At 37.7% G+C, this 15,500-nt stretch carries 14 protein-coding genes; 2 read left to right on the top strand and 12 right to left on the bottom strand.

Translation table 11 applies throughout. The features are described from left to right. Window positions 1-23: 23 nt before the first annotated feature. The 5 genes from IGL28_RS04150 to IGL28_RS04130 form a co-directional block, all read right to left on the bottom strand. Window positions 24-1,241, bottom strand: a complete 1,218-nt coding sequence (locus IGL28_RS04150) for an LCP family glycopolymer transferase (protein ID WP_010738153.1) — start codon at window positions 1,239-1,241, stop codon at window positions 24-26. Window positions 1,242-1,587: 346 nt separating this feature from the next. Further along, entirely contained in the window at window positions 1,588-3,072 is a 1,485-nt protein-coding gene (locus IGL28_RS04145) for a Mur ligase family protein (protein WP_034698897.1), read from the bottom strand. A 31-nt stretch (window positions 3,073-3,103) separates the two neighbouring features. After that, window positions 3,104-3,343, bottom strand: a complete 240-nt coding sequence (locus IGL28_RS04140) for a hypothetical protein (protein ID WP_034698894.1) — start codon at window positions 3,341-3,343, stop codon at window positions 3,104-3,106. A gap of 22 nt (window positions 3,344-3,365) precedes the next feature. After that, on the bottom strand, window positions 3,366-5,030 hold the full coding sequence (locus IGL28_RS04135; RefSeq protein ID WP_081204215.1) for a hypothetical protein: 1,665 nt from the start codon (window positions 5,028-5,030) through the stop codon (window positions 3,366-3,368). Window positions 5,031-5,121: 91 nt separating this feature from the next. Continuing rightward, window positions 5,122-8,040 carry an adhesive domain-containing protein gene (locus tag IGL28_RS04130; protein WP_438843896.1) on the bottom strand — a complete coding sequence of 973 codons (2,919 nt, stop codon included), beginning with the start codon at window positions 8,038-8,040 and terminating at the stop codon, window positions 5,122-5,124. 526 nt (window positions 8,041-8,566) lie between these two features. Here IGL28_RS04130 and IGL28_RS04125 point away from each other — a divergent pair. Further along, on the top strand, window positions 8,567-10,000 hold the full coding sequence (locus IGL28_RS04125; protein ID WP_232088559.1) for a helix-turn-helix domain-containing protein: 1,434 nt from the start codon (window positions 8,567-8,569) through the stop codon (window positions 9,998-10,000). 97 nt (window positions 10,001-10,097) lie between these two features. On the opposite strand, the gene IGL28_RS04120 is transcribed toward IGL28_RS04125, so the two are convergent. The 3 genes from IGL28_RS04120 to IGL28_RS04110 all read right to left on the bottom strand — a co-directional run bounded on the left by IGL28_RS04120 (window position 10,098) and on the right by IGL28_RS04110 (window position 11,592). Next, window positions 10,098-10,298 carry a cold-shock protein gene (locus IGL28_RS04120; RefSeq protein ID WP_010719711.1) on the bottom strand — a complete coding sequence of 67 codons (201 nt, stop codon included), beginning with the start codon at window positions 10,296-10,298 and terminating at the stop codon, window positions 10,098-10,100. 123 nt (window positions 10,299-10,421) lie between these two features. Continuing rightward, window positions 10,422-11,030: a superoxide dismutase gene (locus IGL28_RS04115; protein WP_081128616.1), complete on the bottom strand. Its 609-nt coding sequence runs from the start codon at window positions 11,028-11,030 to the stop codon at window positions 10,422-10,424. 97 nt (window positions 11,031-11,127) lie between these two features. Further along, complete coding sequence (locus tag IGL28_RS04110; RefSeq protein WP_010719713.1) at window positions 11,128-11,592, bottom strand: GtrA family protein; 465 nt, start codon at window positions 11,590-11,592, stop codon at window positions 11,128-11,130. Between the two features lie 240 nt (window positions 11,593-11,832). Here IGL28_RS04110 and IGL28_RS04105 point away from each other — a divergent pair, with 240 nt between their 5' ends. Further along, complete coding sequence (locus tag IGL28_RS04105; RefSeq protein ID WP_025480226.1) at window positions 11,833-12,630, top strand: DUF1189 domain-containing protein; 798 nt, start codon at window positions 11,833-11,835, stop codon at window positions 12,628-12,630. Between the two features lie 100 nt (window positions 12,631-12,730). Here IGL28_RS04105 and IGL28_RS04100 read toward each other — a convergent pair whose 3' ends face one another. The 4 genes from IGL28_RS04100 to IGL28_RS04085 form a co-directional block, all read right to left on the bottom strand. Beyond that, a complete protein-coding gene (locus IGL28_RS04100) occupies window positions 12,731-13,678 on the bottom strand; it encodes a phosphoglycerate dehydrogenase (protein ID WP_081128614.1) in 948 nt (315 codons plus the stop codon). Between the two features lie 128 nt (window positions 13,679-13,806). Beyond that, window positions 13,807-14,100: a HesB/YadR/YfhF family protein gene (locus IGL28_RS04095; RefSeq protein ID WP_010719716.1), complete on the bottom strand. Its 294-nt coding sequence runs from the start codon at window positions 14,098-14,100 to the stop codon at window positions 13,807-13,809. 12 nt (window positions 14,101-14,112) lie between these two features. Next, the gene (locus IGL28_RS04090; protein WP_010719717.1) at window positions 14,113-14,778 is read right to left on the bottom strand and encodes a potassium channel family protein; all 666 of its coding nucleotides are present in this window, start codon (window positions 14,776-14,778) and stop codon (window positions 14,113-14,115) included. An 85-nt stretch (window positions 14,779-14,863) separates the two neighbouring features. Further along, window positions 14,864-15,496 carry a response regulator transcription factor gene (locus IGL28_RS04085; protein WP_010719718.1) on the bottom strand — a complete coding sequence of 211 codons (633 nt, stop codon included), beginning with the start codon at window positions 15,494-15,496 and terminating at the stop codon, window positions 14,864-14,866. Window positions 15,497-15,500: the final 4 nt, after the last annotated feature.

The raw sequence follows: 15,500 nt of genomic DNA, 5'->3' as shown, positions 1-15,500 counted from the left end.
ACTGTTGCGAATGCTTTTTTTACTTAATACCCATTTCCATAATTATATCCTTGTTCATTATTTTCTTGTTGGTAAGTTTGTTCATTGTTTTGGTTGTAATTCTGATTGTAGTTCTGATTGCCGTACTGATCATAATTTTGATCGGCGCTTTGATTGTATTCTTGATTATACTCGTTGTACTGATTTGTTGTTTGCGAATTTCCTGAATAAGTTGAATTATTCTCACTTGTCGCAGTCTCGTTCGAATCTTCAGCGGATTGCGAGTCATTGTAGAACATGATAGAAGCATTGTCATTTTTTAAATTAGGTAATGTCTTACTTGGTTTGATGTTTAATTGTTTTTTCAATTCGTTTTGGATACTTAATAAATCATTTTCACCTAAAATTTGATAGTAAATACTATCAATGGTTGCATCTTTACCTTGCAATTGATCTTGTTTGATCGTTTCAAATGCTGGTGTGTAATTAGTTGCTACATCTAGCATATCATCCCAATCTAGGTCAGTTGTGACATTTTTTTCGACCGCTTTTAAAATTTTCCGATAATTGCTGACACCATCTAAACTCAATACTTTATTAACAATTTTGGTAACGACTTCACGCTGTCGTGCTTGACGTCCGATATCCCCCTTAGGATCTTCGTGACGCATCCGTGAATAAGCAAGGCCTTTCTTACCATCTAATACTTGTTTACCTACAGGAACATGAACACCATCTAATGTAAAATCAATTTTATTATTGACTTCCACACCTCCGACAGCATTGATCAAATCTTCCATTCCATCTAAATTAATGGTTACATAATGGTCAATGGGGATATCGAGTAACTGTTCGATTGAGTCCATGGCCATTTCAACGCCTCCAAAAGCATAGGCGTGATTCAACTTATCAACAGTACCATGACCAACGATATTGGTATAGATATCACGGTCTAAGCTGACGATCGTTGATTTTTTTTGTTGCGGATTCACCGTTACCACCATCATTGTATCCGATCTTCCTTGTTCGGTTCTACCTAATCCGCCAGTATCCAGTCCTAACAAAAGGACAGAAAAAGGTTCTTTGTCGTCAATACTCACTTTATCTTTACGCTTTGTTGACTGACGATTCGATCCCTTGGATATTTGATTGACTGTTTGGTTTGCTTCACCCATGAGTTTAATTCCATAAGCTGAGACTCCGCCAATAAAAACAACGAGAATTCCCAGTAAAGCTATTACGACTTTTTGCCACCGCTTCATAACGCACCTCTATCTCACATTTTCTTAAAATATTTTCTCATACAACTAATAAATCAGCAAACTACCTATTTAATCATAATAAAACTTTAAAAAAATAGTCGTGAATAAAAAACTAATTAATATGTAATTTTTTGAATTCTTAATTATCATACCATAGCATCATTACAGAGAAAAGCTTGAATCTAAGTATTTCAAAACGCTTTTATTTTGAAGCACTGAAATGCCTCTTACTCGTTCTCTTTCTTAATTACAATGGTCATCTTGGATCTGTCGTTTTATTTGCAAAAAAAGAAACGATGCCATTCAGCAGACATTGTCTCTTTTTTACAAATTGATACCACCTAGTTTATACAGCTTTTAACTGTTTTTTATTAGCGATTTTACGGATGTAACGATCTATATCATGAAAATCACTCCCTGTTACAGACCCCTTCGCTAAAATTAGACTGTCTTCGATTAGTAATTCCTCTAGATAATCACTTAACTCTTGTAAAGTAGCGAACCATTTGAATCGTTGATCTTGTATTTGTTCTTCCTCAAAAATCTTTTTAAAATGCTCACCATAACCTAAGATATGATCTGCTCCACAATGTTCCATCGAATCTTTCAGTGATTCATGGATTACTTGTGCAGTACTTCCTAAGTCAGCAATCTGTCCAAGTACCAAAATACTTTTTCCTTGATAAAAGGTTCGAACTTCATCAAAATAATCGATAGCATTTTTCATCGCAGGCAAAGAAGCATTATGGGTGTCGTCAATAAATGTGAAATTCGTTCCATTCAAGGAAGCATAATTCGTTTTATCGAGAATCTTAGACAATGGCTTAAATGTAGTAAATGCTGGCAGATACGATCGAATGTCGCCTTTTATTTTCCAGACTGTCAATAAAGCAGCAAAAGCATTAGAAATCATACCTGCAGAAGCAACTGACAAGTTCATCGAAAATTCTTGTCCTAAAAAAGAAAATAAAATTTCACAATACTCTCTTTCTTGTCTCGTTTCAATTAAGAAGACATCCTTTGTTTGATCATACAAAGAGTACGTGAGAATCTCTGCTGTTCTTTTTTTGGCTGCTGTCATTAGAATCGCTAGTTCTTCCTCACCAATATCTGTATTGATGATTGCAGTGCCATCTTGCTTCAGTCCTTCAAAAATTTTTGCCTTATGTCGTGCCACTCCGATAGTATCTTTTAATGAACTAAGGTGTGCTTCTCCAATTGAGGTTACAATCGCAATCTCTGGTTGCACTAAATTAGACATTGATCCAGTGTCATAAGAGTTCAACGCATTGACAGAGACTTCTAAGTTCAACATATCTGGCTCACTTACTAGCTTGCTTAGGTATAGAGGAATCGCAAAACGAACATTGTGGTTCCCACGATTTTCTAACACTTTTTCATTTTGGAATAAATGTGAGATCATCATTCGTGTGGATGTTTTTCCAGCCGAACCAGTGATCGCTACAATTGGTTGTACATAATTGCTTCGGATTTTCTCTGAAATTTGTAGTAAAAATTCCCAACTATTTTTAACAATAAATTGAGGTGTTCTAACAGCTGGGTCGTCAATAGGAATTTCAGTAATGATTAAACCAAACTCATTTTCCCTTCCTTTGATTTGCTCGTTCCCATCTCGCCAAGCCACTGTCTTTCGATTGATGTAACTTCTTCTTTCTGGTGTCAAACAAACAAATGCTGTGGTATTATAATTGGTTCTTTTGTTTAAATGTCCAGAAAAGTACTCAAAGTTGTCAATTATTTGATCAAGATGGTCGTACTTTTGTAAATACGCACCATCGATATCAGCCAATAATTCTTGGATCTTCCACATTCTTTTACACCTACTTTGTTCTAGATTCTCTCTACCATTTTCCTCGTCTTGGTCTTGCTTGATTCACATACCTTGTTGCTGTTTTTTCAATTCTCTGTGGCGAGTCATCTTGGTCTTCTTCCCAAGGATACAACCCCTCTTCATTTTTTTGATACTGACTCCAATCATTTTCTAAAGTTTCTGATTGATGGTCTTTTTTCTTTTTCAGCCGAAACCCTAAATAGGAAAGACCAATCAATGCTAAAGCAGCAAATCGAATATAACCAACCATTATCTTCACTCCTCTTCTCTTTTTAAAGGCATAAGTAATTGATCAAACCAGATAGAAAATGCTCTGCATCATCTATTCTCATACGGAAACGATCATGACGCGCAAAAAAACCATATTTGATCACTTGCGGTTGTTTGAAAAACTGTGCAAACTCTGGAAACATGACTCCTGTTGTGATTTCATGTAACACTCTTTTTTTCATTACCGTATTGATTCGTGCTTTCGTTTCAAAAAATTCTTTCTCTATCGGAAAAAGCTTATCTTTTAAAGGACTTCTTTCTAATTTGCTGATCATTTTTGAGGCTGCTACTAGTAACTCAAGCATGGTTGGATAAGCTGTATCTCGTTGATCGATAAAGTTGATGTTGACCATCGCATTCTTAATACCAAATTCATAGTAAGTATCTTTTTCTTGATATTTAAGCATCTCATTCGTTGCATAACTTAACCAGTGATCATGGTATTTTTGATAATTATTTGCGACAAATTGTTCCATCAATCCTTCACAAATCTCAAAAATCTCAATTTGTTTTAAAATCGCATGTGCTCTTAAGAGGGAAAACAGAATTTCACCATCATAATAAATAATTCTAAAACGCTCTTTTGTCATTAATTCGGCATTCAACACATGGATCGTCTGATCATCTGGAGTGATAAATTTTTCTGAAACAGTCGTAATTAAACGACTAAGGGAACTATGAAAGATGGTCTCTTTAGTCACTTCTGAATATTTTGCTAAAGCCAAGATTGCTGTCGCCTGGGCTCCTAACTTATACTCTACTTCTTTATTCAAGTAATCTTTAATCAACAGCTGACCATTGACTTCAGAAGTAAGATTTTCCAATCCCCATAGTAATCCTTCTTTGACTCGTTGCATCAATTCCTGGTCGGATAAATATTCTGCCGATTCAGCTAATGCGTACAAAGATGAAAAATGGCGAACCGAATTATACCCTTTTAGTAACTGATCATAGCAAGGATAATAGCCATAAATGAATTTACCAGTAGGAGTCAACTGTTTGGTTAAATAATTCGTTCCTTGTTCAATCACTAGTTCCGTAATATCATCAAGATTTTCTGTAGTCACTTCTCTGACTTGATTGCCATTGCCATAATCTTTCAAAGGGAATACTTCACCATTTTCAAAATAGAAGGAGGCTGTTTCAAAAAAATAACACTTTGAACGCTCTAAGTAGCTTAAATCACTTTCTTCACGTCCATATTTACGCTTAACATAGCCACGGTAATTTTGGGAATCAATGTGTAACTCAGGATGATTTTTTCCAACTATATGTGCTTTACTTGGTTTAATGATTGCATTTGCTACTAATTCTTCTTTTAAAAAACTTCTTTTTCTGATTCCATCTATTCGCAAATTAAAATCGATGTAATTATTCCTTTTTATTTTGTTTAACCGTTCTTTGACTTGTTGAAAATCAACTTGCTCTTCTTTCGTCACTACATCCAACCTCAGATACGTTTCTGTCTCAAAATGATAGGTTCGATAAGCTGTTAGAAAATTATTCCAAATTGTTTTTAGATTGTTTCCGTAAAATTCATAAGTCTTACCACGCTTACTAAAATCTCCTACGGATACGATTAATAATTTTTTCTCCGTATGAATGACTACTTTTTCAAGTACTTCTTGGATGGTTGCTAAATCATTTTTATCTGTTTGAACTGGCATAGACTCACCCCTATCAAGAATAAAGAGGTTATAACTACATCCATTATGATTTTTAAATCTATTTCTATAGTTATAACCTCTCCGTTAATTATTAGTTATTCTTTTTATTTCTTTTCATTTTCCAAATACCCATTCCCGAAATCAATGATACTAATCCACCTAACCAAGAAACAGATGAACTTACCGTATCAGAGGTTTTAGGATACATTTTTAGTGTTGAGCCGTCATGGTAATTCAATGGTTTTGTATGACTTGTCCCACCATAGTGCAAAGGTAATTGTGGTGGATTTGAACCTGATCCACCAGAAGTGTTGATCGGCACCATTCCTGGGTCGCCGTTCTGATCCGTATCTGTACCATTTCCTGCACTTCCCATGCCGGCATCCGCATCGGCGTCAGCATCAGCGTCGGCATCCGCATCAGCATCAGCGTCGGCATCAGCGTCAGCATCGGCATCCGCATCGGCGTCAGCGTCGGCATCAGCATCAGCATCCGCATCGGCGTCAGCATCAGCGTCAGCATCAGCGTCAGCATCTGCATCAGCATCAGCGTCGGCATCCGCATCGGCATCGGCATCGGCGTCGGCGTCAGCATCGGCATCAGCGTCAGCATCCGCATCCGCATCCGCATCCGCATCAGCGTCGGCATCAGCATCAGCATCGGCATCGGCATCAGCATCAGCGTCGGCATCGGCATCAGCGTCGGCATCGGCATCAGCGTCGGCATCGGCATCAGCGTCAGCATCAGCATCAGCATCGGCATCGGCATCAGCATCAGCATCAGCATCCGCATCAGCATCAGCATCAGCATCCGCGTCAGCATCGGCATCAGCATCCGCGTCGGCATCCGCATCGGCATCAGCGTCGGCATCAGCATCAGCATCAGCATCCGCATCCGCATCAGCGTCGGCATCGGCATCAGCGTCGGCGTCAGCATCCGCATCGGCATCAGCATCGGCATCAGCATCAGCATCGGCATCAGCATCCGCGTCGGCATCCGCATCGGCGTCAGCATCAGCATCGGCGTCAGCATCAGCATCCGCATCAGCGTCGGCATCGGCGTCGGCATCCGCATCGGCGTCGGCGTCGGCGTCAGCATCCGCATCCGCATCGGCGTCAGCATCGGCATCAGCGTCGGCGTCAGCATCGGCGTCGGCATCGGCATCGGCATCTGCATCGGCGTCGGCATCCGCGTCAGCATCAGCATCAGCATCGGCGTCAGCATCAGCGTCAGCATCCGCATCGGCATCGGCGTCAGCATCGGCATCGGCGTCAGCGTCGGCATCGGCATCGGCATCCGCGTCAGCGTCGGCATCCGCGTCAGCATCCGCATCGGCATCGGCATCAGCATCAGCATCGGCATCCGCGTCGGCGTCAGCATCCGCATCGGCGTCGGCGTCAGCATCAGCGTCGGCATCAGCGTCGGCGTCAGCATCCGCATCTGCATCTGCATCTGCATCGGCGTCGGCGTCGGCGTCGGCATCTGCGTCAGCATCCGCATCCGCATCGGCGTCGGCGTCAGCATCAGCGTCGGCATCGGCATCAGCATCAGCGTCCGCATCGGCATCGGCGTCAGCATCTGCATCAGCATCCGCATCCGCATCGGCGTCAGCATCTGCATCAGCATCAGCATCGGCGTCAGCATCCGCATCGGCATCGGCGTCGGCTTCTTCATCGTCTGGGATCACAGCAGCAGCTGGTAAACTTGGATTGTCATTTTCATCATACGCGATTAATTGGATGTCTTCTAAAGGTGACACATCTGTGGCTGCAATTGGAATCGTAAAGTTTCCATTTTCATCAGCCTGTCCTTCTGCAATCAAATTATTCTCTTGATCATAAATACGAACTGTTGCATTAGGATCTGCCATCCCAGTTACTTCATAACCATCAGTTGAGTTCCCTGTAACAACAACATTATATGGTGGTGTTACTTCAGCAGCTTGATAAAAAACTGGCGAATAGCCATCAGAGCTAGAGGCGATATCGATAGATAAAACATCTGCTTTTACAATATTTCCAACGAAGCCAGCTTCATAAGGAACAGACATATCTACTCCGGCTGCCGCTAAATCACTATAATTAGGATCCTGAATCAATGTAGGAATCGTAACCGTCGTTTCACCTAATACGCTCGCATCAGCTAATGTTCCAATCAATGATGATCCCACACCAACTAAACCTGTTGCAGTAGCAAAAGTAAGATTAAACGCTGGTTTAATCGTTGCGGACAACGCTGTATTGATCGTACCTGCTGCTATCGTACCAAGAGCACCGCTTCCTGCATTCGGTGTCGCTTGGATTGCTTGGACAGCATCATTGATTCCATCTAAAATTTCAGTCAGCCCTTCTCGAATAACTGTTTCTAATGAGCCATCTAATTCACCATAGATATATTCGTCCCCTTGCATTTGAAGATTCAATGCTACTTCAGCTGACGTCAATGTACTAAGGTTCTCTAATAATGCTAGTTGAGCATACACTTCATCTAAATTGACTGATGCCAACGGGTTAAGGTTAACAATGTTTTCAACAGCAGACACTAGGGTAGTTACCGCCCCATCTACAATCGACAATAGTGGTTGTAGTTCTTCTCCTGGTAACAAAATATCTGTTTGGAAAGTACCCGTCCCATTTGGATTAACTAAACCTTGCATTTCAGTTGGGATTGCTAAAACTGCTCGTCTCGAGCCATTTAGAACACTTAGATCAATCCCATTATTAGCTGAAATAACAAAATCAACATTACGAGTCGTTCCAGCCAATGGAAAAGGTGCACTTGCTGTTGTTCCACTGGTATTAGACGTCGTTAGATTATTGAACAACTGGCCACTAATCAAGTCAGCATATACTTGTTGTGAACCCACAGTAAACAACGGTGTAGCAATTGAAATAGGTGCTGTCCCCAACAGCATCCCTGCAGCAATAGACGTTCCTACTAATAAGTATTTTTTGGATCGACGTTTAGCTCTAGCTTTTTGATCCATACTTTTTTTATAATCCTTTTTCATTTTTTTCCCCCTTAGATGCTTCCATTATTTACTTATGCTTTATCCCCCACTTAATCAATCACTAACAACAATTATTTCCGCTAGGAACTGGCCTCCTTTCTTTTTGTCAAAAAGATATCTTTCTGAAAAAACTTCAGTTAACTTAAGTTACAAAGATTTTAGCAATCGTTAAATTAAAAATCTATTATTAAGTTTTAATCTTTTTAAAATAACTTTATTATTTTAAAAATAAAAAGGAACTGTAGCAAATATGTAAAAATATTGCATAACATTTCGTTTTTATGCTTGGATAAATTATAATGTCATTAAGGAATTTCTCTATATATCCATTCATGAAAAAAACTAGCAGCCCAAATTAAAATAACGTATTTTTCACTTATTTTTTTGGCTAATTTTTATAAAAAATGATTATAATAAATTTTTTTCTCATTTTTCGTAAAAAAAAATGACAAAATTTAATAATTTGTCATTCGGAAAATTTCGAGTATAAAAATATAGGAGGGAAAAATAAATAAATTTCTCTGTCATGTTAGAAAGGAATATCCAAGTCCAATTAACGATCTTGGACAACTTATATCGCTCACAAGTTACTTGTACGTTAGAGGAATTATCGAAAACAGCTCATTGTGACAAACGTTCTGTGCTTCATCAATGTGACTATCTTAAGGTTTTATCTGACGATCACATCACAAAAAGTACAAAAGGCTTCACTTTTTCTGGAACGATCAGTGAGTATCAACTATTACTACTAAAAATCTTGGAACATTCCGCCATCTTTCAATTGTTAAAAGACCTTTGTCTTCAACCTAGAGTTGATCTGGTTTCCTTTGCCACAGAGCAAAAGATTAGTATTCCCTCCTTAAGAAGACATCTTACTCGAATCAATCAGTTGCTTAGTACCTATCAATTACAATTAAAGACTTCAAAAGGCTTCGTGTATCTCAAAGGTAGCGAACCACAAGTCCGTTATCTTATTTATTTATTTTTGTGGCAATACTATCAAGGGGTCGTTTGGCCCTTTCCAACCGTTGATTTTCATGAAACCTTTGCAGGGATTGAGTATGCTTTTCAGCTGACAAAACAAAAACCAAATAAACTGAAAATGATTGAATGGTGCTTTATTATTGCTATCACTTTCGTCCGATCAGCACAAGGAAATCAGATGAATCAGAGAGAACTTCCTGATTTTACAGAAGAGATTTGGGATAGCTTTGAAGAGATTACCCATTTCCTTAAACGAATGAGCGTGAAAGCCAAGCTCGATCTTTTGGAAGTCCAATTTTTATTTCTTTGGTTACAAGCACGCCCAGCTTTTTATTTAAAAGACGATCACTTAGAACGAGCCATGAAATTCCATCTAAAAAAAGCCACAGCGATCAAACAATTTCAAAATAGTTTCTATAGCTATATTTATGAAATTGGGTTTAAATCTACACAAATCAACGTAAAGAAAAAATTACTAAATAGTACGATCTTTGCCAACGGGATGAGCGGGCTGTTGTTCCACCGATTTTCCACCATTAAATATGACTTATCAGTCTTTGTAGAAGAAAATTACCCAGCATTCAATCGAGAAATCAATCAATTAGCTTCCCAATTCCAAAAACAGCAACAAGAGCTGTATTGGGTACAATCCTGTCATTTGATCGAAGCATTTATGATCATTACTTCTCCAACATACTTTGATAAAGAAATAAAGATAAAGTACGAAAGTGACTTGCCATTAAGTATTGAACTGAGTTATATGAGTATGTTGCAAGAACAATTACGAGTTTACTTAAATGTGGTTTTTACAAATGATCTTTTATTTGAGCCAGACTTAATCATTCGAACAACCGATATGCCGTTAAAGATCCTGACCTATGAAGAAACAATCCCGTGTTTAGTCGCTCCGACTGATATGTCTAGTGAGCAGATTTATTTATTAAGCCAAAAAATCAAGAAACTAGTTAACGAATAATTAACTTGGGTTTTTATAAAATAAAAAAAGATGGCAGACGCCATCTTCTTTTTATTATTTGAATAGACCGCTAAGCGGGCTTTTCTTCAACAAGTTATTATAATTTAGTCACTTCAGCAGCTTGAGGGCCACGTGCGCCTTCAACAATTGCAAATTCAACTTCTTGACCTTCTTCTAAGCTCTTGAAGCCGTCTCCTTGAATTGCTGAAAAATGTACGAACACATCGTCTCCGCCGTCTACTGTAATAAACCCAAATCCTTTTTCATTGTTGAACCATTTAACTGTTCCATGTTCCATAAATGTATAGCCTCCAAAAAAGTTCTTGCAAGAAACCTTGCATAAATATTATACCGAATTTAGAAAACGCTCGCAAGACTTGCTCAATTTATTTTTCATTCTTTTTTTTAGGCTTGAAAATGATTATTTGGCAGTTGATAATTGATTGTTTACTTCTTCCCAGTTCACAACGTTCCAGAAAGCTTCAATGTAATCAGGTCGTACATTCTTATATTTCAAATAATACGCATGTTCCCAAACATCTAAACCTAAAATAGGTGTTTTGCCTTCCATTAATGGTGAATCTTGGTTGGCTGTTGAAGTGATCGCTAATTTACCATTTTCCATCACTAACCAAGCCCAACCTGAACCAAAACGGCCAGCTGCAGCTTTTTTAAATTCTTCCTTAAATGTTGCAAAATCACCAAAGGCTTCATCAATCGCTTCTTTAATTGCACCAGTTGGTTCGCCACCAGCATTTGGTGCCATGATTTTCCAGAAGAAAGAATGGTTTGCATGTCCGCCACCATTATTACGTACAGCAGTCTTGATATCTGTAGGGACAGCATCCATATCAGAAAGTAGTTCTTCGATTGTTTTTTCACCTAGTTCTGGATGTTTTTCAATCGCTGCATTTAAATTTGTTACATAAGTATTATGGTGTTTGTCATGATGCAAGTGCATCGTTTCTTCATCGATATAAGGTTCTAACGCATCGAATGCATATGGTAAATCTGGTAATGTGTAAGTCATAAAAAAATTCCTCCTCAATGTGTTTGTTCATAGTGTCTACACTACAAAGAGTAACAAAGAGCAAGGAATTCTTCAAAAATTATGCCTACTGTGGATTTTACTTCTCTTTTTCAGGAAGTTCTTCCTCAATAATGGTTGTCCCTTTAAAAATAAACAATTTACTAAAGACATAATTGGCGACTACCACGATGACTTGGGTAATAATCTTAGCCACATAATCATTTGTGTGCATCACCTGAATCAGCAGCAACATGGAACCCATATCCATACCATAAGAAAGAATCCGATAGAACAAAAATTTACTAAATTCAATAACTAAATGGAAAAAATTAGGTGACTTGGAATGAAATACCCATAATTTGTTCGTTACAAAAGCAAATAAAACAGAACAAATCCAAGAAATAGTATTTGCTATCGGCATACTTAGATGGAGCATCTGTAATGCAATTGCAAAAGTAACGATATTCACGACTGTTGCTAAACCACCAAAAAATAGGTAAATAAATATTTCCCAGTAACCTTTTTCTTCTAAAAATTGTCTCACTCGATAATAAAAATTCATCGTTCATCCTACCTTACTAATCAATTCTTATTCATCATACCTTATTTGTCGCTGGTTTTCATCTTTATTCCTTAAATTCATCTTTGTAACTAGTAAATTTTAACATTATCGTTATTTTTTATAAAAGCAGGTTCTCACATGAACCTTAAAGGAAGATTGCCAATTGGTATTTCCCCTTGTATTTCTTCTAAGACTTCGCTAGAATTGCTAATGATGACATTATGTATAGAAGGAGTAACTATGACAACAAAACAATTAATTATCAGCTCATTCACGCAATTTAAAGAGCTCAAAAATGCTAGAAAAACCCCGTTTGCTAAATCGGTTCTTTATCTTTTGGTCCTTAGCATCATCATGGCTTTGCCTATTTCCTATCAAGTGTTTCAAGTGCTAGAAAACATCAAACAAGATGGTCAGAAAATTGCCACCAAGATTCCAGATTTTTCCATAAAAAACGGGAAAATTGATGCAGCAGATCATGAAGGTTTCATCTATCAAACAAATTCTATCATCTTTACTTTTGATCCGGAAGGCAAACGATCTGAAAAAGATATTACTTCTGACTTAGTCGGAAATTTTCTTAGTGTTGGACTACTAAAAAATAAACTCGTCGTAGCTTTGCCTAATACCGGTACTACTTTTCTAAACAATAACTCACTTGAACTTGACTATAAAAATGATGCCTTAAAAAATCTAACAGGAAAACAATTGCGTACAACCTTAAGTGAAGCAACAATTCCATTTTGGATCAAGATAGTGACTTTCTTAATTTCTATTTATCCAAGCTTTTTGAATTTGATCGTTACTTTACTTTTAGCTAATTTTGCAGCTTATATTTATGCACGCTTACGTTTGACTGGCGCTTCATTTCTTGATTGTTTAAAAACGATGATCTATTCAATCACCCTACCAACAGTCTTAGCCACGATCTTAATGATTTTCTTACCGGCTTTTGACACAAGTGCTTTTATCGCAATAGCAGGACTTTTTATTTTTGCACAGGCGGTAAAAGGCTGGCCAAAAAGCCAAATGATGTAGTTCACGAATGTCAAACATAGGAAACGACTTTCTTCGATTAGGCGGCAACGCTAGTCAAAGAAAGTCGTTTTTTAATGTCAACTATTTTTCTAAGTAAGGATCAATATCCTTTTTTTAATGCCACTTCATTTATCTTAAGCTCTTGATTTGTGACATAGCTTTTAAGATTGGCTAGAAAGATTGTCATTAACTTATTTTGAAAATCTGAGGTTAAGCCAGCGATATGCGGCGTAATCAATACTTGATCCATTTCCCACAATGGGCTTTTTTCAGGTAATGGTTCTTCTTCAAAAACATCCAATGCTGCAAAGGCGAGTTGTTCTTCATTTAATGCCTGAACTAAATCAGCTGTTTTTAAAGAAGCCCCACGTCCAACGTTGATGAATAACGCATGGGAAGCGAATTTTTTGAATAATTCATAATTAAAGAAGCCCTTAGTCTGCTCTGTCAGAGGCAAAATATTTACAATGATATCCATATCAGCTACTACTTTTTCCACTTCGTTTAAGGAATACGTTTGACTGAATCCTTCTACTGGATGCCCGGTAGTATTTATCCCATAACTGACCATAGAAAAGCTGTCTGCTTTCTCAGCAACCATCTTGCCGATTTGCCCCGTTCCGATGATCAATAATTTTTGTTTTTCTAATGGCTGATAATGGACATGAGTTCCTAACCATTCTTTCTTTGCTTGTGCTTTTTGTGCTTGGAACAGCCCTCGAGAATAGCCTAAAATCACTCCCATGATGTGTTCAGCTATTGATTCACTATGAATACCACTACCATTTGAAAGTAAGATCCCTTTTTCAGAAAATGCCGTTAGTGGTAAAGTGTCTACCCCTGCTGAGATCGAATGTACCCATTTTAACCCTGGAGATGCTAATAGCTCTCTTTCGTATTGGCGATTCCACCCTAAACTAATTTCAACATTCATCAAATCTGTAGGTTCAAGCTCAGTTTTTATGACATAATTAGGCGCTAATTCAGTCATTTTATCAATAAATTCTTGTCTAAATCCTCGATCTAAATAAATAATTTTTTCTGCCATCTTAGTTACGCATCCCTTCTATTACTAATTGTAATCAAGTGTTTCGTGACTCAGTCTTATGAAAAAAGAGGTAAATATAAAAAAGGAGTTTTCCAAGCTAATGGTAGCTAAAGAAACGCTCCTTTGTTTTATTGTTCTTTGAAATGATAAGTTGGCTCATTTAAAGATGCATCATAATCAACAACAAGATCATACCCCTTGAAAAACCAGTCATCTGCTTCTTCAATAAAAAACAGCATCCCGTCAATGGTTTCTTCTTTGATTGGTCGTTCAGGCTGTTCGACAGACATTCCGATAGAAAAACCATCATGTACTTCTGTCTTGCCGTAGACTTTCCCAAAAAAACGAATCCCATAATTTTCAGGGATAGTTACTTCCTCTTCGAACCATTTACGTGCATTATCTGTTACTGATAATTTCATTCCTGCATCTCCTTATTGATTCATTTTATCGTCTAATATATCTACATCTTCGGTTTCCCCAATTACTAATAAATTATCATTTTCTCTGACATATTCATCTGCTGAAGGTGAAACAACGACCGAACGATCAAAGCGTCGAATTGCTACAACTGTTAGATCATAACGTTGCCTAAAATTCAGCTCCGCTAATGTTTTATTAAAAAATTTAGGATTAGAAACTCGAATTTCTGCAAGAGAAAATTGATCCGATAGTTCTAAGTAATCCAATATATTTTTTGAAACAAGATTATGAGCAATACGAATCCCCATATCTCTTTCCGGGTGAACCACACGATCTGCTCCGATTTTTTCTAACACTCTTGCATGATATTCATTTTGAGCTTTAGCTAAGATGTTGGGAACTCCCATCTCTTTGACCATTAATGTAACGAGGATACTTGCTTGGATATCTTCACCGATTGCAATGATCACATGATCAAAATTTCTGATTCCTAGTGAACGCAATGTCATTTCATCTTGTGCATTTGCTACAACTGCATGCGTAGCGATATTCATATATTCATTGACTCGATCTTCATTGCTATCAATAGCTAATACTTCTTGTCCTGCTTCAACTAAGGTTCGGCAAATACTGCCACCAAATCGTCCAAGCCCGACAATTGCAAAATTTTGTTTCACTTGCTTCCTCCCTTACCTATTTTATTTAAGTATAGCAAAGGCTTTCTAAAAACGAAAGTAAGCTTTCTTTTGTAGAATAAACAATTTATTTAACTAGTCCATGTTTGAAAGCATAAATAGCTGCTTGCGTTCGATCTTCTACTTCTAATTTTGCTAATATATTTGAGACATGGGTTTTGACTGTTTTTAAAGTAATAAATAATTCATCTGCGATCTCTTGATTGCTTTTTCCTTCTGCTATCAGCATCAGGATTTCATTTTCGCGTTTTGTCAATTCTTCATGAAGAATTGGCTCGTTTCTCTTACTTATTTTTTCCATCATTTTTGTTGTTACTTCAGGTTCTAACACTCGTTCCCCTCTTTGAGTTGCTCTGATCGCATCTGCAATTTCATGAGCGGTAGAAGTTTTTAATAGATATCCCGCTGCACCAGCTTCAATGGCTGGATAAACTTTTTCATCATCGATAAAGCTGGTCACAATAATTATTTTTGCTTCAGGCCAGTCTTTTAAAATAGCTTTAGTTGATTCAATCCCATCCATTTCTTCCATAACAAGATCCATCAAAATCACATCAGGTCGTAATTCCATTGCTTTTTCATAGCCTTCTCGACCATTTTCTGCTTCACCGATCACTTGAATGTCTTCTTGAATCGATAAATAAGAGGATACTCCTAAGCGAACCATTTCATGATCATCTACGAGTAATACTTGTATCATTTTC

This window comes from Enterococcus sp. AZ077, assembly GCF_051714965.1.
GTDB lineage: Bacteria > Bacillota > Bacilli > Lactobacillales > Enterococcaceae > Enterococcus_B > Enterococcus_B hirae.
Note: the sequence above shows the minus strand (reverse complement) of the source record. Positions and strands in the feature narration are given on the sequence as shown.